17 protein-coding genes and 3 pseudogenes are annotated in these 22,229 nt (G+C 52.1%); 1 reads left to right on the top strand and 19 read right to left on the bottom strand.

The genetic code is table 11. The annotated features are described in order from the left end of the window. Nucleotides 1–3: 3 nt before the first annotated feature. The 19 genes and pseudogenes from cooS to Pmgp_RS03815 form a co-directional block, all read right to left on the bottom strand. The gene (gene cooS / locus Pmgp_RS03905; RefSeq protein ID WP_134212656.1) at nucleotides 4–2,019 is read right to left on the bottom strand and encodes an anaerobic carbon-monoxide dehydrogenase catalytic subunit; all 2,016 of its coding nucleotides are present in this window, start codon (nucleotides 2,017–2,019) and stop codon (nucleotides 4–6) included. A gap of 73 nt (nucleotides 2,020–2,092) precedes the next feature. Then, on the bottom strand, nucleotides 2,093–2,857 hold the full coding sequence (locus Pmgp_RS03900) for an ATP-binding protein (RefSeq protein WP_134212655.1): 765 nt from the start codon (nucleotides 2,855–2,857) through the stop codon (nucleotides 2,093–2,095). 152 nt (nucleotides 2,858–3,009) lie between these two features. Further along, a complete protein-coding gene (locus Pmgp_RS03895) occupies nucleotides 3,010–3,642 on the bottom strand; it encodes a cyclodeaminase/cyclohydrolase family protein (RefSeq protein ID WP_134212654.1) in 633 nt (210 codons plus the stop codon). 29 nt (nucleotides 3,643–3,671) lie between these two features. After that, the gene (locus Pmgp_RS03890) at nucleotides 3,672–4,523 is read right to left on the bottom strand and encodes a bifunctional 5,10-methylenetetrahydrofolate dehydrogenase/5,10-methenyltetrahydrofolate cyclohydrolase (RefSeq protein ID WP_134212653.1); all 852 of its coding nucleotides are present in this window, start codon (nucleotides 4,521–4,523) and stop codon (nucleotides 3,672–3,674) included. Between the two features lie 43 nt (nucleotides 4,524–4,566). Next, nucleotides 4,567–5,514, bottom strand: a complete 948-nt coding sequence (locus Pmgp_RS03885; protein WP_192902772.1) for a methylenetetrahydrofolate reductase — start codon at nucleotides 5,512–5,514, stop codon at nucleotides 4,567–4,569. Next, a complete protein-coding gene (locus Pmgp_RS03880) occupies nucleotides 5,511–6,182 on the bottom strand; it encodes a methylenetetrahydrofolate reductase C-terminal domain-containing protein (protein WP_134212652.1) in 672 nt (223 codons plus the stop codon). Before Pmgp_RS03880 ends, Pmgp_RS03885 begins: the two co-directional genes overlap by 4 nt. Nucleotides 6,183–6,219: 37 nt before the next feature. Next, complete coding sequence (locus Pmgp_RS03875) at nucleotides 6,220–8,196, bottom strand: FAD-dependent oxidoreductase (protein WP_134212651.1); 1,977 nt, start codon at nucleotides 8,194–8,196, stop codon at nucleotides 6,220–6,222. 44 nt (nucleotides 8,197–8,240) lie between these two features. Next, nucleotides 8,241–10,001, bottom strand: coding sequence for a formate--tetrahydrofolate ligase (locus Pmgp_RS03870; RefSeq protein ID WP_134212650.1), 1,761 nt, complete (start codon nucleotides 9,999–10,001; stop codon nucleotides 8,241–8,243). 610 nt (nucleotides 10,002–10,611) lie between these two features. Further along, nucleotides 10,612–10,953, bottom strand: a complete 342-nt coding sequence (locus tag Pmgp_RS03865; RefSeq protein ID WP_134212649.1) for a hypothetical protein — start codon at nucleotides 10,951–10,953, stop codon at nucleotides 10,612–10,614. Between the two features lies 1 nt (nucleotide 10,954). Continuing rightward, nucleotides 10,955–13,423, bottom strand: a complete 2,469-nt coding sequence (locus Pmgp_RS03860) for a DNA internalization-related competence protein ComEC/Rec2 (RefSeq protein WP_134212648.1) — start codon at nucleotides 13,421–13,423, stop codon at nucleotides 10,955–10,957. 64 nt (nucleotides 13,424–13,487) lie between these two features. Beyond that, on the bottom strand, nucleotides 13,488–14,159 hold the full coding sequence (locus tag Pmgp_RS03855; RefSeq protein ID WP_134212647.1) for a lytic transglycosylase domain-containing protein: 672 nt from the start codon (nucleotides 14,157–14,159) through the stop codon (nucleotides 13,488–13,490). 39 nt (nucleotides 14,160–14,198) lie between these two features. Then, nucleotides 14,199–14,840, bottom strand: a complete 642-nt coding sequence (locus tag Pmgp_RS03850) for a ComEA family DNA-binding protein (protein ID WP_134212646.1) — start codon at nucleotides 14,838–14,840, stop codon at nucleotides 14,199–14,201. A 167-nt stretch (nucleotides 14,841–15,007) separates the two neighbouring features. Further along, complete coding sequence (locus Pmgp_RS03845) at nucleotides 15,008–16,042, bottom strand: TolB family protein (protein WP_192902771.1); 1,035 nt, start codon at nucleotides 16,040–16,042, stop codon at nucleotides 15,008–15,010. A gap of 47 nt (nucleotides 16,043–16,089) precedes the next feature. Then, nucleotides 16,090–16,572, bottom strand: coding sequence for a hypothetical protein (locus Pmgp_RS03840; RefSeq protein ID WP_134212644.1), 483 nt, complete (start codon nucleotides 16,570–16,572; stop codon nucleotides 16,090–16,092). 15 nt (nucleotides 16,573–16,587) lie between these two features. Next, nucleotides 16,588–16,647: pseudogene (locus Pmgp_RS20800) on the bottom strand (zinc-ribbon domain-containing protein); the annotation flags it as partial. 75 nt (nucleotides 16,648–16,722) lie between these two features. Next, nucleotides 16,723–16,800 (bottom strand): annotated as a pseudogene (locus tag Pmgp_RS20795) (hypothetical protein); the annotation flags it as partial. 27 nt (nucleotides 16,801–16,827) lie between these two features. After that, nucleotides 16,828–18,072 (bottom strand): hypothetical protein, encoded by a 1,245-nt coding sequence (locus Pmgp_RS03830; RefSeq protein ID WP_134212643.1) that lies wholly within the window; start codon nucleotides 18,070–18,072, stop codon nucleotides 16,828–16,830. 4 nt (nucleotides 18,073–18,076) lie between these two features. After that, a pseudogene (locus tag Pmgp_RS20790) lies at nucleotides 18,077–19,555 on the bottom strand (stalk domain-containing protein). A 208-nt stretch (nucleotides 19,556–19,763) separates the two neighbouring features. Beyond that, nucleotides 19,764–21,023 (bottom strand): purine-cytosine permease family protein, encoded by a 1,260-nt coding sequence (locus Pmgp_RS03815; RefSeq protein WP_134212640.1) that lies wholly within the window; start codon nucleotides 21,021–21,023, stop codon nucleotides 19,764–19,766. Nucleotides 21,024–21,160: 137 nt separating this feature from the next. Here Pmgp_RS03815 and Pmgp_RS03810 point away from each other — a divergent pair, with 137 nt between their 5' ends. Further along, the gene (locus Pmgp_RS03810; RefSeq protein ID WP_134212639.1) at nucleotides 21,161–22,228 is read left to right on the top strand and encodes a helix-turn-helix domain-containing protein; all 1,068 of its coding nucleotides are present in this window, start codon (nucleotides 21,161–21,163) and stop codon (nucleotides 22,226–22,228) included. Nucleotide 22,229 lies beyond the last annotated feature (1 nt).

The following is a 22,229-nucleotide window of genomic DNA, read 5'->3' as shown; positions in this document are numbered from 1 at the left end:
CGCTTAGTAGTTCTGGCAAAGAGCAGTTTCAAATCTCTCAGCAGCCGCACGGTGTACGCCCAGCTTCCAGGTGCGGTATTCCAGCGCGTTCAGCATCTTCTGAGCTGCAATAGCAGGGTCCATTTCAAATATAAAGTGGCCGCCGTAAACATCATGCGCAACCTGCGTGACGATGCTGTAAATCAAATCGCTGCCTTCCAGCGGCGGCATCGCGCCGACATGCACCGGCATGCCCATGGCCACGCACCAGCAGCCGATTGACACGGCCTTGCCGCTCATGGCTTCAGGCGCGGAGGCCACCCACGGCACTTTCGGGGTTGCCACGCCCAGCTGCTTCGCCATATCCATCATCAGGTCGCTGCAGCGGGTGTTGTCAACGCAGGAACCCATATGGAACATCGGCGGCAGGCCCACCTTCAGGTCGGCTTTTTCGCTGATTCTGGCCAGAAACTTCTTGAGCCCGTCTCCGGCCAGCTCCATTGCCTCGGGCGCCAGGAGGCCGGCCCTGGCGCAGGCCTGCATCACGCAGCCGGTGCCTATGACAAATACATCATTTTTAATCATTTCTTTGGCGATTGTAATATGGCTGTCGTCCTGGAACCGCTTCAGGTTGTTGCACCCTGCCAGCATGGCCACGCCCTTGATTTCACCGGCTAAAATGGCATCTGTCAGCACGCTGACCGGGTTGTCGGGGTTAACCGAGCCAAACAGCTCATACAGCGCCTCCAGGCTCCAGCCCGCGATGACCTTGTGCCTTTCCTGGGGGATGTGATATTTGCTTTTGTCCCTGAGCTTAAACGCTTCTATGGCATACTGTATTGCGGTCCTGGCATTATCCATGGCGTATTCCGTCTGAAAGTCTATATGATAAGAACCGGGTATTTTTACAATAGGTGAGGTTGTGATAATTCTGGTATGGAAACATTCAGCCACCGTGCGGATGGAAGGCATGATACACTGGACGTCCACCACATAGGCGTCTAGCGCCCCGGTGAGAATCGGCAGTTCGGCTGACGCATAGGAAGTTACAATAGGCACCCCGCGGCGCATGATCACTTCGTTGCCCGTGCAGCAGATGCCCATCAACTGGATGCCCTTCGCCCCGGCGGCCTTTGCCTCTTGCTGCATGGATTCAGCGGCGTCGCAGATGAGTTCGCTCAGGACCGGGTTGTGGCCGTACATGGCTATGTTAACATTGTCGGGGTCAATTATCCCGAAGTTTGCTTCAGAAAGAAGCGGCTTGGGAGTCCCGAAGAGGATGTCGGAAAAGTCGGTGCCTATATGCATCCCGATATAGTCAGCAAGCGCGACCCGGAGGGCTGAGAAAATAATGTTGACCGGATCGTTGTCCATGCCGACGTGGGCCTGGGTAACCAGTTCGGAGATGACGTTGTAGACACCGCTGGGCATAATGTCATGGCTGGTGAATTTTTCATTGCGGTCCGGGGTGACTGTTGTCCGCACCCAGTTGGAGAAACCTTCTCCTTTGAGGCGGCTGTATTCTTTAAAAGCAAGCTCACATAATTCCTTAACCATAGTCAGTTCATCCTTGCCGCCGGTGGCTATGCCGACACGGGCGCAGACGCGGCGCAGCTTATCCACATCTTTGATGCTGTAGTCAGGCGCCTTGCCGTGCGCCGTTTTATGTACCGTTTCCAGGATAACGTGGGCGTGCTCGCTATGGGATGCGGCGCCTGTCAGAAGCATCAGACCGGTGCTCCTGGCGGCGATAGTCCACGCGGAAGCGCCACAGATTCCTTTGCTGCCTGGCCCTTCTTCAGCCTTAATCCTGCAAGGGCCGGCCATGCAGAAGCGGCAGCACAACCCTTTGTAGCCAATCTGGCACTGGGGCTGCTGGGCTACAAAGCGGTCAAATGAAGTTATTACTCCCTTTTCTCTTGCATAGTCAATCATCTCCAGGACTGCCGGGTCGGCGCTTCTTCCAAGTGTTTTGGGATCAACAACCCTGGGTGCGCCCGACGGCCTGCAAGTATGACTGGGGTCTTTGAATCTGGGCATTATCGAACCTCCTTGGTTAAGAATCTTAAAATTATTGATTATCTGAAAGGTTATTTGATTTTATAAGCTATAATTAGTTGCTTTCAGCTATCATTTTTTGATAGATCCGGGTCATTTCATTAATGAAATCCCCTTTTACTTCTTTAATTGACCTTTTTTTCATCGCACCCTCCCTTATTTCAGCATCCAGGCTTACAAAGCCTAAAACTTCTTCAGGCTTAAAATTATTTAAAATAAAGTCCTTTTCTGCCTGGCTTCCTATCTTGTTGCCGATGATCCGTATTTTCTTTATGCCCAAGTCCGTGGCAAGCTTTTTGACAAGGGCTGCTGTTTTAATGCTGTTTAGACTCGGCTCCACCACAACCAGCATTAAATCAACACCCCTGGCCGTGCCGCGGGATAGGTGCTCTATGCCAGCTCCCATGTCCATAATGACAATATCTTTCTCCCCCAGCAAAAGGGCGGACACCACCGCGTGGAGAAACGAATTTTCACGGCAGTAACAGGCGGAACCGCCTCTTTTTATACCTCCCATGCGCAGGTACTTGATGTTGCCGCAGCTGATGCAATAATCATCCAGTTCGTCATTGAGTTTGGGGTTCAAAGTGAAAAAAGCGCCCTCGCCGCCGGTTTTGGCATTGATCAAATCCTTTTTCTCCACCAGCGGCTTTAATTCGTCCGCTATATCATCAGGGACACCTATAGCGGCTGCCAGGCAAACATCAGGGTCCGCATCAATGGCATAAACCAAACGGTGTGACTCGGAAAACAACTGGACCAGGGCGGCAGCGATGGTAGTCTTGCCAACGCCGCCTTTGCCGGAAACCGCTAACTTCATTTAATCACCCCGTCTAAAATTGTAATATTACGCTGCAGCGATCCGGAAGGTCCGGTACTTTAATAAAGCAAGGAAGCATGTGCCGAACCCGATAAAAAAGCAAAATTCTCTTTCATTAACCGTGAACTAAGAGGCCGGCTGAATCATGACTCCTAGAGCATCCTTTCTTTTACCACGGCTACGGCCAGCTTTTTGATCCGCGCGGCCTCGTCTGCAATTTTTTTCTTTTCCGCCAGAACCCCGGATACAAAACCGGGGTCACTGATCAGCGGCACATTTATATCCACATTCAGCAGCACGGCCCGACAGGCGGCTTCACAAACATAGGCGGCGACCCCGGCATCGCTTACTGCGGTCTTGTTGCCGATGCGGGCCAGCTTTTCTGTAACCGACAATGCTTCAAGCAGCATTTTAGCGACTTGCAGGGGCACGTTGGTCGCGGCTTTTAAGGCCTTCTGGGCGGCCTCTTCCCGCCTGGCCTTTTCCTCATCGGTATTTTTGGGCATCCGGTAGGTATCCATGAACTTGCCGAAGGCCGCAATATCGGCAGCCATCAGTTTCTCCAGCCTGGCCATGATATAATAGGCCCGGCCGGTGAGCTCCGCCGCTTCGGCTTCCACTTCAGCGTACTTCGGTTTCCCCACGGTCAGGTTCCCTACCATGGCCGCCATTGAAACTCCCAGGGCGCCTACCATGGCCGATACGCTGCCGCCGCCGGGAGTGGGCGAGTCGGATGCCGCGACAGCCAGTATTTTTCTGAAGCCATAATCAAACATATCGCTCATGTCAGGTCACTTCCTTATAACAAATTATTTTACAACTTGTTCTGGAGCTTGATTGCTTTTAAGACGTTCTTCTGAATCAGGACGGTGGTAAGGCTGCCCACCCCGCCCGGCACAGGGGAAATCATGCCGGCTACTTCACGGGCGTTTTCAAAGTCGACATCGCCGCAGATACCACCTTCAATTTCATTGATGCCGGCATCCACCACGACAGCGCCCGGCTTGATCATGTCCGCCGTGATCATCTTCGGGCGCCCGGCCGCTGCCACCAGGATGTCGCCCCGCCTGGTTTCCTCCGCCAGATCCCGGGTCTTCGTATGGCACACTGTGATGGTGGCATTCTGGTTCAAAAGCATAAACATCAGCGGTTTGCCCACTGTCTCGCCGCGGCCGACGATGACCGCGTGCTTGCCTTTAATCTCCACACCGCTGCGCAGCATAATCTCAATGCAGCTCTGAGGAGTGGCCGGGAAAAGGCCGTCTCCCCCGCTTAATATGTAACCCCGGTTGATCGGGTGAGCGCCGTCGACATCTTTTACCGGCAGCACCGCCTCCAGCACCTTCTTTTTGTTAAGGTGCGCGGGCAGCGGCAGTTCAATCATGATGCCATGGACACTGTCATCTTTATTCAGCCGGCTGATCAGGTCGAGCACTTCGCTTTCGGCCACTGCTTCCGGCAGTTTGTGCAGGACCAATTCGATGCCGACGTTTCTGCATGATTTTTCTTTGGAGCCGACGTATACCACCGAAGCGGGGTCGTCACCGGCCAAAATAACAGCCAGTTTTGGATAAATACCTTTCTCCTTTAGCATAGCCACTTCTGCCTTAACCTCTTCCCTTAAAGAAGCAGCTATTTTTTTTCCGTCCAGGAGTTCTGCCGACATATCTCTACCCCCTTCCAAAACAGCAAATCATATTTATTAATTATCAATCATTTTCTTCCGGATTAAACTCAACCTGCGGCCGCGGGTACAGCCCGGCCTTTTCCACAATCTCGGGGACGACCTCTTCCCAGGCGATGGCCATGACGTGGACACCATGGATACCCTTGATATTCTCCCTGATGTGTTTGATCTGTTCGATACAGACTTTGATTCCTTCTTTTTTCGGGTCTGCCGCGTTTTTCAGCCTTTCCACCAGGGAGTCGGGCACGATCATGCCGGACACTCCGGTCTGGATGTACTTGGCGGCACGCCAGCTTTTCAGCGGAGTTACCCCGGCCAGGATATGCGCCCTTTGGTCCAGTCCTCTTGCCCGCACCATTTCCATAAAGCGCTCAAACCGCTCCATGTCGAATATGCACTGGGTCTGGATAAACTGCGCGCCGGCCTCGATTTTCTTTTCCAGGCGGTCCACCCTGTACTCAAAGGGATCGGCAAATGGGTTCGCCACCGCGCCGATAAAGAACCGCGGCTCGTATTCTTTGATCTCTTCACCGCAGAAGAATTTCTTTTCATCCCGCATCCTGCTCATCAGGTAAATCAACTGCATGGAGTCAATATCAAATACGTTTTTTGAGGTGGGGTGGTTGCCGAACTGCTGGTGGTCGCCGGACAGGCAGAGCAGGTTGCGCATACCCAAACTGTAGGCGCCAAGCAGGTCGGCCTGGATGGCGATGCGGTTTCTGTCCCGCACGGTCATCTGGACGATCGGCTCTATGCCGCAATCTAGAATGTGCACGCCTGAGGCTATACTGGAAAGACGCACGATGGCGGTCTGGCTGTCGGTAATGTTGGTGGCGTCCACATGGTTTTTTAAAAGTTGGGCATGGTGCCTGATGCTGTGCGCGCCGGCATGCTTGGGCGGCCCTATTTCAGCAGTAACGGCAAAGTGGCCGCTGTCCAGCATTTTTTGCAGCTTGCTTAAATATTTCACCCTTTGATCAAATCCTCTCTCAATATCCTGCGTGGCCCGCCGTCCCTTGCTTTCGACCAGTCTTTCGGCGGTTGGATAACAGTTAGTTCTGACAGCCTGCCCAGAGCCTTCATCCGGTCATAAATCAGCTGCCAGGCACAGTCCACTTCTTTGCTGATTTCACATTTGCCATGCTGTGAGCCGCCGCACGGGCCGTTCATGATGCTCTTGGAGCAGCGGATGACCGGACAAATGCCGCCGGTCCTATGCAGCACGCAGTCGCCGCACAGCCCGCATTTTTCTTCCCAGCTGCCAAACCCTGTGGCACCACCGGCAAACATTGTATCCATGGCGGGGACTATCCATTTATCCTTGTATCTTTCCGCCAGGTACTGCACACCTACGCCACAAGCCAGTGAAATCACCGCGTCCACATCCCGCACCAGTTCATCCATGGGCGGGATAAACTCCGGCTCGCACTGCCTGGTGGCTGTATAGGTCACGGTGGCAAGGGGCTGGCCTGCCTGTTTTTTCATCAGGCGCAGGGCTGCAGCCAGGATTTCTGTTTCTTTTTCCCCGCCGGACAGGCATACGGTGACGCAGCCGCCGCAGCCCGCCAGCAGCACTTTCTTACAGTCACCGACCATGGCCGCAATATCCTGTATGTTTTTCTGCTGAGCTATAATCAAGCCTGCTCGCTCCTTTAAAAAGAATATTTTCTAACTTTTATAAACACTCTTTTAAAAAACCCGCTATTAAACCCGCCGGGTCTTCCCCTTCTTCCGGCAGGCAGTAATAAAGTCGTCCCGGGGATAAGCCAATCGACTCCAGCAGGTTTTTAGCGCGGCCAATCAAACTTTTCAGGAGTTCGTCACCACCTGCATAACGGCATTCACCCTCCCTGCAGCCGGCTACCACAACCCCGGCGGCGCCGTTTTCAAACGCGCTCAGGATCCATTGCAGCTGCAGGGCCCTTACTGTGGATAAACTGACTACCAGAACGTTTTCAAGGGAGGAAACCTTTTTTAAATCAGCGCATGTGCCGCGTTCGGCAAATACAACCAGGGATTTAGCGCCGCCAAGAGATGCTATGGCGCTTGTCACGCCCTTCTCATCAAGGTTCTCCAGGGTAATGGCATTGCCGGGACAGAAAGCCGCGCAAATACCACAGGCCTGGCAGCCTTCCACCGGCATGCCGGCCATTCCCTCAATCACCGGCACGTCGTAGGGGCATACTCTCTGGCAGGTCAGGCAGGCGGCGCACTTTTCCGGGATTACCTGCGCGCCCAGGCCGCAGTTAAGGCAGCGGCCGGCTTCGCGCACTGCCGCTTCCTCATCCAGGCCCAGTTCGTACGGCTTAAAGTTTTTCTTTCTCTCGCCCGCGGGCAGCACCGGCATTTCCTGCCGGCTGCGCCTGGGCACCCGCTCCGCCACTTTTTCAGGAAGAGCGCCTATGGCCTGCGTTTCCTTTTCGCATGCTGCTGTTTTGTTTCCATTTAAATAGTCATTTACCAGTGCGGCCGCCCGGTGCCCCGAAGCTACCGCGGCAATGGCCGGGCCCGGCCCGGTGACTACTTCCCCGCAGGTAAAGACACCGCTCAGGCTGGTGGACAGGTATTTCCTGTCTGTCTCCAGGCTTCCCCTAGCATTAACCGCCAGGCCGCTGTCGTATAAAAATGAGTTGTCCGCACCCTGGCCAATGGCCAGAATTACCGTATCGCATGGAATAGTTTGAAAAGTGGTTGGCTCGTAGGTGGGGTTGAACCTCCCCTCCTGGTCAAAGACTGATTTTACCTTTTGGGTTTTCAGCCCGGTAATTGCTCCGTCTTCCGTCAAAACCTCCACCGGCCCGTAGCCGGGTATGAGGCTTACCCCCTCGGCCAGGGCTTCTTCGATCTCCCAGCTATGCGCGGGCATTATGTCACGGAACTCCAGGCAGACAACTGTTACGGCGCCGGCTCCCAGCCTGACGGCGGTACGCGCCACATCCATGGCCACGTCGCCGCCTCCGATGACAATAACACTGCTGCCAATAGCAGGCTTACCGCCTGTGTTGGCCTCGTGTAAAAAGGTCAGCGCCTTCATTACCCCGGGGTTTGCAAAGCCGGGCAGGGGCAGTCCCTTGCTTTCCGAAAGCCCTACCCCGATAATGACCGCGTCATATTCTTCCTTCAGCCTGGCAATGGTCACATCCCGGCCTACATTGATGCCGGTGCGGGCCTGCACCCCCGCCGCCAGGATTTCCTCGACGTCCTTTTGCAGCATTTCCCGCGGCAGGCGGTAGGTGGGCAGTGAGGTCAGGAAGTGCCCGCCCAGTGACTGGTTTCTTTCGTAAACCACTGCCTGGTGGCCCAGGCGGGCCAAATCGTAGGCCGCGGTCAGCCCGCCCGGCCCCGCGCCCACCACGGCCACCTTTTTGCCGGTTGGCTGGGCTCGTTCGTCCGGCTGCCGGTTTGCGCCGGCAGCATCGACCGCAAATCTTTTCAGGCTGCGGATGGATAAGGGAGCATCCACACCAGCCCTGCGGCAGTTATCTTCACACGGGTGAGGACATACCCAGGCGCACACGGAAGGAAAGGGGTTGCTGGCGCGGATCAGGCGGTAGGCCTCCTTGTAGTCCCGCCTGGCTATGGCTGCCAGGTAGCCGCGCACGTCTGTGTTGACGGGACAGGCATTGGTACATGGCGGTAAAAGTTCGGTCATTCCAACATTACCTCCAAAATACTGGTTAGTTACTGATCTATGTTTTAGAAAAGCCCCATCACTTTTCCGGTGTTCACATCCACGTCTATTCTCCGGAAAGCCGGGTCGGAGCCTGTGCCCGGCATCAGGCTGATGGCGCCGGTCATCGGGCAAAGGAACTTGGCCCCGGCAAAGACCAGGACATCGCGTACAGGCAGGATCCAGTCCTTGGGCACGCCTTTTAAAGTGGGATCATGGGTCAGGCTCAAGTGGGTTTTCACCATCATAGTGGCAAAGCCGGCAAAAGCGGGGTCGGATTCGAAACGCTTCGCTTTCTCTTCCGCCTCCGGCGTCCAGGACACTCCGGCGGCCCCGTAAACTTCTCTGGCTATGGCGTCCACTCTCTGCCGCAGCGGCATCTCCAGCGGGTACAGGAACTTGAAGTCAACCTTGTCGTTACAGGCGTCCACTACCGCGTCCGCCAACTCGAGGGCGCCTTCTCCGCCCTTCAGCCAGTGTTCGGAAAGCGCGCAGCGTGCTCCGGCCTGCTCGGCGTAGCGGCGCACCATGGCGATTTCTTCCTTGGTGTCGGTATAGAAAGCGTTAATGCACACGACCGGGTTGATGCCGGCTTTCTTGACCGTGGCAATATGGTGCTGCAGGTTGGCGATGCCTTTTTCCAGCAGCTCCAGGTTTTCCCTGGTGTATTCTTCCGGCAGGGGGCGGCCCGGGACTACCTTCGGCCCGCCGCCGTGCATCTTCAGGGCCCTGATGGTGGCGGTGATTACGGAGACATTGGGGGTAAGGCCGCTGAAGCGGCATTTTACGTTCCAGAACTTCTCAAAGCCGATGTCCGCGGCAAAACCGCTCTCGGTCACGTTATAGTCGAACATCTTCAGGGCAATGCGGTCGGCGATAATGGAAGACTGGCCAATGGCGATATTGGCGAAGGGTCCGGCGTGAACCAGCACGGGCTGGTACTCTACTGTGCTCATCAGGGTCGGGTTGATGGCGTTTCTCATAAAGGCCGTCATGGCGCCCGCGACTTCCAGGTCCGAGGTGGTGACGGGGTTTCCTTTTTTATCGTAAGCAACTATAATCTTGCCGATCCGCTCCCGCAGGTCTTTCAAGTCGGTGGCGACGGCGAGAATGGCCATCAACTCGGAGCTGACGGCAATGCCGAACTTGGATTCCATCATGTAGCCGTCCATTTTGCCGCCGATACCCATGATGATCTTGCGCAGTCCCTGGGCGCAGAAGTCGATAATCCAGCCCATCTCTATGTTGGTTGGGTTGATATCCAGGCGCCTTAAGCCGCGCTTGGCCAGCTCTGCGTCGTCATAGTTCCGCTCGTGCTGCATGCGGGCATTGAGCGCCACCATGGCCAGGTTGTGTGCATTCATTATATCATTGATATCCCCGGTTAGTCCCAGGGAAAACTCTGTCATCGGGATGGCCAGGGCGTTGCCGCCGCCGGCAGCCGTCCCCTTGATATTCATGGTGGGACCGCCGGATGGCTGGCGAATGGCGGCGCCTGCGTTCAAGCCCCTTTTACCCAAACCTTCCACCAGTCCCATGGTGGTGGTGGTCTTACCCTCACCCAGCGGTGTGGGTGTGATAGCGGTAACTTCTATGTATTTGCCGTCCGGTTTGTTTTTAAGGCGGTCAATGATTTTCATGAAATCAAGCTTGCAGATCCGCCCGTAGGGGATCACTTCGCCTTGTTCCAAACCAAGCTTTTCCTGCCAGTATGACGGTGTTGGCATATTCTTTTCAGCTAACTCTGCAATTTGATAATCTTTTAATTTAGTTGCATCGTAGGGCATGGTTTCTTATCTTCTCCTTCTGGTTTATTTTGATCTTCCAGGTAGTCCTTTTAACTTTTCCTTCTCGCAAACCATTTGTGAACCTCATCTCCACAATGGTTTTCAGGACATTTTACTCCTTTCTTTATTATTTTTTTAACTAATTATATACTTTTTATTTAATTTCTTCTGAACATTCATTATGTTCTGCATTTTAGTGCTTTCACATAGATTATTTAAATATTTGCAAAATTCCATCAATTTGCTAAAATTATACAATTACGAATGCTCTAATAATATATCATTATTCTTAAAAACTTAATAATTTTGGTTTTAATTACAAGATTATTAAGTTAAAAAGCATAATAGAAGATTAAATGGTTGCGGCTATAGTCGAGGTTGTTTTCTCCCAGTGCTTCTAAGTGTCAAAGTATTTCGTTTTTAAAAAAGATAATGAATCTTCATAATATTAAATCACATTTGCAGGTTTACCCGCATAAAACAAAGTGACCATGCCTTTGCCGGACATGACCAAACTTTTTCTTCAATATTAATACCACTAGCGAAAAAATGATGTTAATTATATAATACGAATTTATTCTTTTTCAAGTTCATGATTCGGGCCAAGGCATCACTTTTTCAGCACCCACACACCAGCCGCCATCATCCCGAAACCAAGCGCCGCGCGCCCCAGAGAAATCTTTTCCCCTACTATGAGGATGGAAAAACCCACTACAAACATGTAGTAAAAAAAGGACTGGGCCGCCGCCAGCAGGGGGAGGTTCTTCAACAGGCTGTTAGCACGGATAAAAGCAGTGGCCAGGGCAATATTGGCCGCAAGTATCAGGGGCAGCATGTACAGGTTGAAACGGGTAACAGAAAGAAACTCCGGTTGGACGTACCTGACCTGCCAGGCAATCATAAAAGCGAGCACCGCAGAGCCAAATACCAGCAGGACTAGAATAAATGCCATTTTATAAGTCACTCCTATTTATAGTCTTAACATCCCAGCCAGTTTTCTTACCTGTCCTCACCTCCAGATTATACCCGTCTGTCTGCACTATTACAGCACCGTCCCGGTCGGTCCGGTAAACATTGATGCCTGTACGCTCAAGCAGTTCAAGCGTGGATTGGGCCGGGTGGCCGAAAGTGTTGTGAGCGCCCACTGAGATTACCGCCGCCTCGGGGTCCGCCAACTCGACCAGCTCAGGCAGCAAGAAGCGGCTGCCGTGGTGGGGTATTTTCAAAACGTCAGTCTTCAAGTCCGCCGCCTGCAAAATCAGTTCTTTCTGCTCAGCCAACTCCGCGTCACCGGTGAAAACGAAAGACCTGCCGCCGCAGGAAAGCTTTAATACCAGCGAGCAGTTATTGGGGTCGGGTTTTGTCCCTTCGGCTGTTTCCAGTGGCGCCAGAACTTCAATTTCTATACCATTTTCCAGCCTGAGGTTGTCGCCGGCGGCGGCGCAGCGCACCGGGATACCATCGTCGCGCATTTTCTGAAGCAGCTCTGTATAAGCGGAGCTGACCGTCCCTCCTTCGCTGCTTTTGTCCCGCTCACTGCCGCCCGGCGTTTCAAGCGCGGGTGAAACCACTGCCAGCCGCACAGGAAAATGCCTTACCAGCGACACTGCGCCGCCGCAGTGATCTTCATGGGGGTGGGTAAGGATTAAAACGTCAATCCTGTTAACGCCTAACCTGCGCAGGTACGGCTCCACAACCTGATCGCCCACACCGGTGCCTGTCGTAAGTTCACCTGTCATGCCGCCGCTGTCAATCAGAATACTATGCCCACCCGGGGTCTGCACCAGAACGCTGTCTCCCTGCCCTACATCAATGAAATGGACTGTGAGGAAGCGACCGCCTGACCAGGGCCACCAGATCAGGACCAGCGCCACAACCAGGACCACCGCCGGCAGCCAGCCCGCTATGCCCTGCCGCAGCCCGGCTATCCTCCCGGCTGAGCGCGCCCGCACCGCTGCCAGGAGCCCGGCATACCAGGCAGCCATTAGAATAACCGGCGGGGTGGCCAGGTAAATCACCGCGCCCGGCAGCTGCTGGAAGGCGCCCACCAGAGCCAAGAAAAGATCCAGGGACAGCCCGGTTGCAACATTAACCAGGGAGGCCAGCGGCAGCCAGATCAGGCCCAGGGCTGTAGCCAACAGGCCCAGGCCCATGATTAAACCCACCAGCGGGACTGCCAGCAGGTTGGCGGGTATAGAAACAGGCGACAGGAGGTTGTAGTACCATGCCACCAGCGGTATGGTGGCCAACTGGGCGGCGAGAGGAACCGCCAGGGCCAGTGAGACCGCCCGCGCCATTTTATCCGGCAGTCCCTTTAATAATGCGGAGCAGGCGGAGGTTAAAACCGGACCCAGATATAGTATCCCCCAGGTTGCGGCAAACGAAAGCTGGCAGCCCGGGTGATATATCAGCAGCGGGTTCCAGAGCAAAATCAGCAGAGCGGCCAGAGCCAGGGTGGTAGGCCAGTCCCGGTCACGGCCAAGGTGGTGGGCCCAGATCAGGAGCAGGGCCATGATGGCCGAGCGCAGCACAGCCGGGTTAAGCCCGGTCATTAAAACGTAGAAAGCCAGCAGCGGGGTGGCCAGAGGGGCAATAAAGCCCGGCGGCAGCCGCAACAGTCTCAGCAGCCCGAGCAGGCCGCCCAGCACCAGCCCCACATGCAGCCCTGAAACACTGAGGATATGCACCACTCCGGTTTCGGAAAATGTCCTCCTTGTTTCCCTGTCGATCATCCCCTGGGTGCCGAAAATTATGCCGTTAAGGACTGCCGCCTGAGAAGTGGTCAAAGAAGCCGTCGCCGTGTCAGCAAGTTTATGTTTAACTTTTAAGGCAATGCTGTGCAGGGGGCTTGCGCCGGCCAGGCCGATCTTTTGCACCGCGCTGTCGCCCCGGGCCAGAAGCTGGACCATGATGCCCTGGCGCTCCAGGTAGGTCCTGTAGTCAAAGGCTCCCGGGTTGCCGGCCGGATCAGGGCGGCTGAGCAGGCCGGATATCTTCAGTAAATCCCCGTAAGCGAAAACCTGGCTGGCCTCTTTGACTGAAAGCCGCACCGTCCCTGAGATAGAGATGCGCTCTTCACCTCTGACCAGTTCCTGTGCCTGCAGCAGGTAATAGACTTTGTCCGCGCGCACGTCCGGCTCTTCTGAGACCCAGCCCACCAGGACGACCCGCTGGCCGGCATAGTCAACCAGGGGGGGCTTGCTCTCTTCCACCCACAGGCGGGATAACCCCAGCCCCAGGCTCAGAAAAAGCAGTAAAATTAACAGCCTGTTCTCCCGCCAGCCCAGCACATGGCCGGCTGCGGCGGCCAAAAAAGAAAAAGCCGCCAGGGCTAATGCTATGGTTGCATTAAGATGGGTGTACTCCCCTGCCAGGATACCGGCGATAAAACAAATTGTCAAAATAACCAGGGGCCTGTTCATGGGCACTCCATTTCAATGCGCAATCACTGACAGCTCATCCATCGGGAAATGCTTGAGGTCAATTTTAAACTGTAAAATCAATCCTGTTGGCCAAGACCTTTCTTACGTAATCTCTTGTTTCGCTATAGTTGGGTATGCCCCCGGCCTGGTCTACCGCTCCCGGGCCAGCGTTATACGCGGCCAGGGCCAGGCTGGCATCCCCGCCGTAGCGGTCCAGCATCTGCTTTAAGTAGCGCACGCCTCCATCCAGGTTCTGGACCGGGTCATAAGCGTTCTGCACACCCAGGGAGGCCGCTGTGCCCGGCATCAGCTGCATCAGGCCCATGGCTCCCGCGGGCGACGTGGCGCCGGGATCAAAATTTGACTCAGCCTTGATCACAGACTTCACCAGCGCCGGGTCGACCCCGTACCTGCCGGCAATACTCTCAATCAAGCCTTCCAGGCCGGCCGCAGCGGCGCCGCCTCGCACGCCGCCGCTTTGCACACGCCCGCTGGACGCCGCCACGCTTGAAACTTTCCGGTTTTGCGCGCCAGCCGATGACCGGGTAGTCTTTGTTCCATAGCTGCCAATCGCCCCGGGGCTTATAGGCGGCATTTTCATTCCGCCGCCAGCCAGGGTCAGCGCCAGCAGGACAGCAAAATCACCGTCCTGTTTGCCGCCTGTCTTCTTCTCTTTGCCCTGCGCTTCCGTCAGGTACTCCATGAGCAGTATTCTTACCAAAGGGTTGATTTCCATGGAAGCATACCTCAAAATCAAAGTATATTTGTGTTATTACTACCTGACCGTGATTTTGTCCTTCATATTCTCAAAATTCTTATCGCCAATTCCTGATACATTCTTTAGGTCTTCAATTGATTGAAATGCTCCGTTGGCCTCCCGGTACTGGATAATTCTCTGGGCGAGGGCGGGTCCGATGCCCGGCAGGGTATCCAGTTCACTCTGGCCGGCGGTGTTAATATTGACAAGCCCGTTGGCCGCTGCAGCGCCGGATTTCGCGCCTGCAGGGGCGGTAAAAACATTTCGTCCGGTACCGGTGGAAGTTGAAGTGCCCGGAGTGACTCCCACCGCCGCGGGGTCAAGACCGGCTTTCGACGGGACAGAAATATCCTGCCCGTCAGTAACCTTGGCTGCCAGTTTTATCGAATCCAGGTCCGCCTCACCGGTCGGCCCGGCCATATTGATCGCGTCAATCACCCTGGCGCCCTGCGATACTTTGTATACGCCGGGCTTTGCCACAGCCCCGAAAACATGAACAGTCACTTCCTTGTCCTTGTTTTGTTCAGCCGAGTCCAGCGCCGGTTTTACTTTTTCAGAGGATTTCTCTTTAATCTGGGCTAACCTGTAACCACCACTAAAAAGGATCACTCCCACCAGCAGGAGAACAATTAACTGCTGCCTGCGATCAAGCTGGATCACAGCACCACCGCCTTTATTTGAACCAGTGAAAAGTTATTAGGTTAATTCTACCAAAAGCGACTTTATCCTCCTTAATTATATAAAAAAAGAAAAACCCCATAAGTGAGTCTCCTTTTAATAAAACATTTTTGTCACCCCAGAGTGTTCCCGCACCATTGTCTCCCCTTTTACTTGGGAGCCATTCCCGGCCAGTACAGGTCAAGCTCGCTGTAATCCGTACCGGGTCCCTGCACGGTCAGATCCTCAAGCATAACCGGCCCGGCCCCGTCTTTTTGGATCGAATAGATCCTTCCCTTCTCCAAATATACCAGGGCCGTGCCGTCTCTAAGCCAGCCCAGAGCACCGGCATCATAACTGCAGATTTTCTTTAAACTGCCGCTACCCTGATCAAATATATACACGCCGTTCTTCGAGTCGCCCTTTCCTTTACTCATGTCATAAAGGGAGCAGGCAATCAGATTGGTGTCGCGGGGATTGAACAGGTAAAAATTGATTAAGCTGAACTTTATCCCCTCTTTTTTCATGGCTTCGCGCAGCGCCTCAATTCTCCCTACTTTTCCTGTAGCTGCGTTAACAAGGGAGATCCCCGTGCCGCCCCCGGTTCCCTCTTCATGGACTGCAATCTGGCTGCCGTCAAAAGACCACCACAGGCAGTCGGGGTTCTCCAGCTCGAATCCTCCGGTCAGCCTGGTTTGGACGCTCCCGTCGGGGTTCATGAGGTAAATTTCGGCATTGGGAAATTTACTGTCAGGCCGGTCCCGGCTGGAGAGAAAGGTGATCTTTTTCCCGTCGGGGGACCAGGCAGGGGCAAAGTCACTACCGGGGGTGCCTCCGGTCAAACGGGTGAGGCCGGACCCATCAGCATTCACTATATAAACATTTAAAAGCCTCTCCTGGCGGGTAAAGGCGATTTTTTTACCATCGGGACTCCAGCGGGGGCGCGTCTCATTTTCCGGGGAGCAGGTGATATTTTTCTTTTCACCGCTACCCAAGTCCATCACCCAGATATCTCCCTGGTCCACAAAAACAATTTTCCCTGCTTTGATTCCTTCATCTTTGGCAGAACTTCCGGATCTTGTAGCAGGATTGGCCTCATTCGTTGGATTGCCTGCCTTTTCCGTACACCCGGTCTGGCTGGCCAAAAAGAGAACAAGAATCATCAAAATAATAGGGGTAAACGTCTTTTGACTGAAAAATTTCATATCTGCCTGGCCCCGCATTCAAATTCTTACCGATCATATTCCCTTGGTCAATATGTCGCCTTGCCTTTCAGCAATGACGTGGTAAATTTCCAGCCGCCTGCCCTGACCACACCCTCCACAATACTGCGGGTCTGGGCATAGTCCCAGTTATAATCGATTATTTTCCCTCCGGGACCGTAACCCGCTTCCCGTACCGTTCCGGATCTGGTACTGCCGTCGCTTTTATATTTCTCCACCTTGAATCCACCGAAAACTCCCATACCGGCGCCGGTTTCCTTGATCATCTCCCAGAAAACCACCTTGCGCTCGGTTTCCTTGGCCAGCAAGCAGGCCGAGTACTCTACCTTCTTTTTGCCGACACCCCAATGGGCGTCGGCGAGCACGCTTTTTATTTCCAGGTCCGTCTTACTGCTGCGCTCCACAACAAGCTGGGGGAAAGCCGCCAGTTCCTGCTCTACAGCCTGTAGCAGGGATTCCTTGCTACCCGCCGGAAATTGTCTGGCTCCGGCCGGAGCAGGCTGCGCCGTCATTGCCACCCCCAAGCCGCACTGCCCACAAAAGCGGTCTCCGGGATTAACTTTGTTTCCACATTGGCTACAAAACATCTTTTGCACTCCTTTAAAAAGCAGATCTTTACAAAAAATGCCACCTACCTTGTGTTGTTTGTTGAGAATTATTCGTCAAAGCACCGCACCGATATCGCATTTGCTCCCGTCTGTCTTTACAACCTTGAGGCCGATTAACATTTTACCGGGTGTCGACCCTTGGTGCCTTCAAAGAACAGGTTATCGACTCAAACTCAATCGTTCCTGAGCTATTCTTTCTATTTCATTCATCTTGTCCTGGTATATTTTTTTCCTCTCATTCGCGTATTCTTCGTAAGTTTTTCCGTCGGCCCTTTTCAGCTGGATTGGATAGGTCCACTTCTCGCAAACCGGGCAGCACCAGGAATTTTCGATCCACCAGTGCAATACTGTTGTGCCGCAATTGGAACAGGTCATAACCCTGTCTTCCCTTGGAATGGCGAGGCACTCATCTCTGTTTTTAACCCGCTCCGGATCTTCGTCCATCTCTTTGTTGAGAAGAGCAATGCAATCATCTTTCCATTTAATTATGCTCTGGCTGTCGGCGCCGGTATTTGGTTCTTCAGGAAGATTAAAATTAACCTGGGAATCGACAGGCGGCTTCTCTCCCGGTTTCTGCTGCAGGGCTGCGTCAAGTCCATCTTTTAGAATCTCTTTCATTTGTTTCAAGCCCAGGGCTTCATCTAAATTGCCCGTCTCGTACGGCTTGCTCCAACCCTGAAAGGTGACAAGGCCACGTTTTGATAACTGATCCAGTACTTTTTCAAATTCAAAACCTTTATTTACCCCTAAAATGACCGCCCACATATATTCTTTTTTATAAGAAAGCCCTTCGCCAGAGTTTTCCCCATATATATAACTGTTGTCCAAAAACCACACTTTTCTCAACGCATTCTGGTTAGTATGGGCATACTCGTGCAATAATACCAATTCCTGCTCTGTTTCATAATCTGCCGGACTTGATGAACTGGCCATTTTCCAGAAATCCGGGTGGAGGTTAATCGTATCTGTGTTCAATAATCCCACCGAAGCTGTGGCACTATCTGCGCCCGATATTTTACCCAGCGGGTCGTTCTCGGGGCAATAATTCATAAATTTTTTACCATTCAAAGCATTAATTTCCCCGAGAAGCTGTGCTGCGACTTGATCAAACCCTTTATTAGGGTATAAGGTATTAAGCGTATTCAACTTTTCAGCTTTGCTTTTTAGATTCGAAATAAGCTGTTGAACATGAGCAGACTCTTCAGCAGTAAGTTCCTTGTATACGGGCAGCGCAGCTTCTGCCGGGTTCGTACCAGGCGTCTCAATAAAACCGTCAAAGGTCACATTCGCTCCCGGGATACCAATATCCGGGGCAACAGCCACTGCAAAATCAACATTGAAAGAAAAAGCTAAGAAAAGGCTCAAGAATAAAATGCTTGTTATCGTGAATGAAAGCTTCTTCATATCCTTACCTCCCAACCAGGTTATCGATTTTGCCATCTTTGAAAGTCAGGTGAACCGCTATAGCATTACCATTGGTGAACTTTAACACACCTATCGTTTCTACAATTCCCCCGCCTTTATCGACGCAGGTTTTGGAAACAAGCCGGCCTACTCCATTCATTAAGACAAAACCACGGAATTCTGAAAGCTCCGTTGTACTGACTTGGTTTTTAAAATCATCTGTTGTAACTTCAAGCGCTTCGTTGAAATTACCATTAACAAGATTTTGTAAAAAAACAAAAGATTTCTGATAATAGTCATCCATATTACTGGCGTAGTTCGCCGGAGAAATAATTGTAGCGGTCTGAGCCGGATCATCCCATAAAACCTGCCCCCCGAAGGACTCTCCGATAAACCGCAGGGGCACCATTGTACGGCCATTGATTAGTTTCGCCGGTACCGCCAGAATGACAGGTGTGCCATTCTTATAGGCGCCCCCGCCGATAATCAACTTGATCTCCGTACCGGGCTTTGTGGCCGTGACGGTCTGGGTGGCTTCATCCTAGTCGACATGAGCCTCCAGTGCTTCAAATATGGCACGTACGGGTACAAGGATCCGGTCGTTTTCAATGACAGGCGGCACATCAAATATCAAGCTGTTCCCATCTACCACAATACTAATTAAATTTTTTGTTTGCGACGGCTTTTCATTTCCGTTGTATGTACCGTTATTTCCGTTTTGGATATTGTTATCCCCATAATACTCCTGATTGCCTATAGTCTCAGGAACGTTTTCCAGGGACGTGATTTTCAGATTACGGATTTCAATGACCTGGGGCACCCCATCGTCGTATAGACGGGCGCCAAAACTAAAATGCCTCTTGCCCCCTGGTTCAATAGCCTGTGCCAGGGTGCTGGTCAGAGAACCGCAGTCCGGAGATTCATCGGTCACCTTGCCGTCTTTAATGGTAATTACATGCCTGGCAAATTCTTGCTGGTTCAGCCCCGAGAAGACCGCATCAGGATAATCCTGATAACCGCCTCCCAGATGAAGCACGAGACCCTTCGTGCCGGAGTTTTCCCAGCGATAGCAGGCCTGTACCCCGATTAAGCCGGGACCGCCTGTAACGCCTGTAGCTCCGGCACGATTTTTGGCGCTGGGTGCCCAGAACGCCGTAGGCCCGACATACCCTTTGCTGGTGCCGGCTTTTGCGCGAATTTCGAATTCAACCCTTGTGTTTTCCACCGAAAATTCTTCCGTGGTCTCGATAAAGTCTTCGATGTAGCTGTTGTGACCGGTGGCCTCGAAATACAGCGTATTCCCCCGGATACACCAGGGTGTGTCTCCGGACTGGGGAACAGCACCTCCTAATTGCCCCCCCTGTACGGTATATTCCTGCCACTGTGGTCCAACCGTAGAAGATTCCTGGCGTTGGAAGGTGTCCTGGAAAAGAATAGTCTCCGCTAGAACTGGTTGAACATTACTCAGAAGTACAAAACCCATCAAAAAGACTATCCCTGCCAATATTACCCTTCTTGTAACTATCAATCTGGCCCGCATTTTCCTGCCCCTTTCTGCTCTTTTGCAAGAGTCGCCCATTTTTAGTTTTACTTTAATCTGTGTTTTAGCTACAAAATTACAGAAAGATCGTCAGTTAAATCCTTCACCGCATTATACTTGAAACATAACACCTTCGACCTAAAAACGTAAATCACCCGATCGGGTGATTTTTACGTTGGCCTGTTTGTTTTTCGGAAGCCGGGGATTTGAGGATGATATAAATTAAAGAACTTGAAACCAGCCCCACCGCAGACGCGATATACTGCGGCGGGGTCATTTTAGCCAGAAATATCCCTGCTCCAACGGCGATAACAGCCTGCACGTTTACAGAGGTATGACCGGCCGTCCTTTTTATTATAAGAAAGTCGGTTAAAACGACACCTATAAGAGGAGAGAAAACACAAGAAAGCAGCATAAGCCATGATTGGAGCACATCTGTCAGTCCGGCTACCGCTAAAACAATACCGGCTACCCCGCATATGAAGGTGTTCTTCCAACGGGCATGACGAGGAAGCATGTTGGTCAGGGCAAGGCCCGAAGAATACAGCACGCTGTGGTTTGTGGTCCAGTTTGCCATAAGGATGAAGAACAGCGCTGGAATACCCATGCCTAAGTCCTGGACAACCGTGACCGGGTTCCAGTCACCTGTCGCCACAACTGACATCATGCCAAGCAGCCCCAACAAAAAAGATACCAGAAAAGCCCCCGGAAACGTGCCGAACCAGCTATCCCGGTTGCTTCTCGCGTACCTGGAAAAATCAGAAGCAACAAACGCTCCCGAAATGAACCCGCCGATCACCAGGTCCATCCCTTGAGCATAACCAATGGAACCTGTGGGATGATATTGAAAGGCAACCGGTAGAGTTATCAGGCCCAGCACCTTAAATGTTAGCCAGACGCAAAGGAGACTAAGCAGGGGAGTACACACCCAGTCCAGCCAGCGGATCCTTTGATATCCCATCACGGCTGTAGAAGAGTTTAAAATGCCAACTAATATTATCATTAAAATAGGCGAGGAAAAACCAGTGAATTCCTTGATGATCATATCCAGCGCTTCACCTGTCATGGCAGTCATAACGGCATACCAGCCAAGCGTCGAAACAAGCAATAAAGCAGTGGAAAACCACTGCCCCACCGGGTAACCGAAAACTTTCCTGCCGTAAATGACTGCAGGGTAGCCGGTGTTGGTCCCGAAATAACCTCCAAGTACTATAAGTACCCCCACCACCAGATTGCCCCAAAAATTTACGGACACCGCCTCTCCCCAGGATAAAGCCGGGATTAGCAGGGCTCCGACAACAAAGGATGGGAGGCAGAGGTTTATATCACCCCAGATAATGAATAAATCAGCCCATGTCGCTGTTCTTTCCGTCTCGGGTACGGGATCAAGCCCATGTTGTTCGATTTCCATGCGTTTTAACCAATTCTATATATTTTCTATTTGTAATATAACGATTGCGAAATTAGAGGTAATAACTGTTATCTGTCGAATGTTTTTAATTATTCGAGATACTTGTTTACATATCCTCTTGGCAGGGGGCAAAAATTATGCTCAATGATAAACAATTTGAGGCTTATAATGTCCTGCTCAAGCAAATTTACCTTAACCGTGACATTGAGCTGCTTCGTTCTATTGTTCTCGAACACCTGCCCCAGCTCGTCCCTTACGACAGCGCCGCTTTTTTCCTGGTGGAACCCGAAACACACCATTTTTTGGAACCCTGTTGCGTTGGACTTGACAAAGATAAATTTAAACAATATGAGGATTATTACGAGGATTTGGACCTCTACAAAAAAGCTGTCTTTTCGGACCGCTACATCCCACCTGTGGACCGCAGCTCTGATTACATGGACTATGCCAAGTGGGCAAAAAACGAGCACCGCTCTGATTTCTTACTGCCCCAAGGGATATACCATATTGCCTGTTTACAGATTTTGAAGGAAGGAAACCTTTTAGGAGAAATCTCGTTGCACAGGAGCACGGGTTCATCCAACTTTAGTGATGGAGAAATGTATATACTCAAATTATTACATGACCACTTGAATAACACTTTCCTGGGATACAATGAATCGTCGGCCACGGTTGGACTCTGTGAACTGGACAGTAAGTACAATATTATCGAAGCTAACATTCCAGCGTGTGACATTTTACAGAAACAGCTTGCCACAGGCCAAAGTGTTTACAGTTATTTAAAGGAGATTTGCCGGGATCTGGTGAAAAGCCGTAGGATCCGCCCGATCACTGGCGCTTATTACCGGAAAAGTCTTTTGTGCCTGAGAAACAGGTCATATCCCTTTAAAACAATATTGTTGGAGGGGAAAGAAGAGAAAAAAGACATATCGTTTCTGATAATAATTGAAACAGGATATACTCACAGAGATATCAGCCCGAAATTCGCTGTAGGGTTTGAATTAACCAGAAGGGAAATCGAAATAGCAGCACTTGTGGCCAGGGGCAATACTAACGTTGAAATTGCCCGTAAGCTTTTTCTCAGTGAAAACACGGTAAAAACCCATATAAAAAAGATTTTTATAAAAACTGGCACCGGATCCCGTTCGGAATTAATTTATAACCTTTTTGGCCCCCCTGCAAGCAGGACTAAAAAGATACCTTAAA

Origin of the sequence: Pelotomaculum propionicicum (assembly GCF_004369225.1) — a bacterium.
GTDB classification, from domain to species: domain Bacteria; phylum Bacillota; class Desulfotomaculia; order Desulfotomaculales; family Pelotomaculaceae; genus Pelotomaculum_B; species Pelotomaculum_B propionicicum.
The sequence above is the reverse complement of the archived record's forward strand: the minus strand, read 5'-3'. Positions and strand labels throughout refer to the sequence as shown.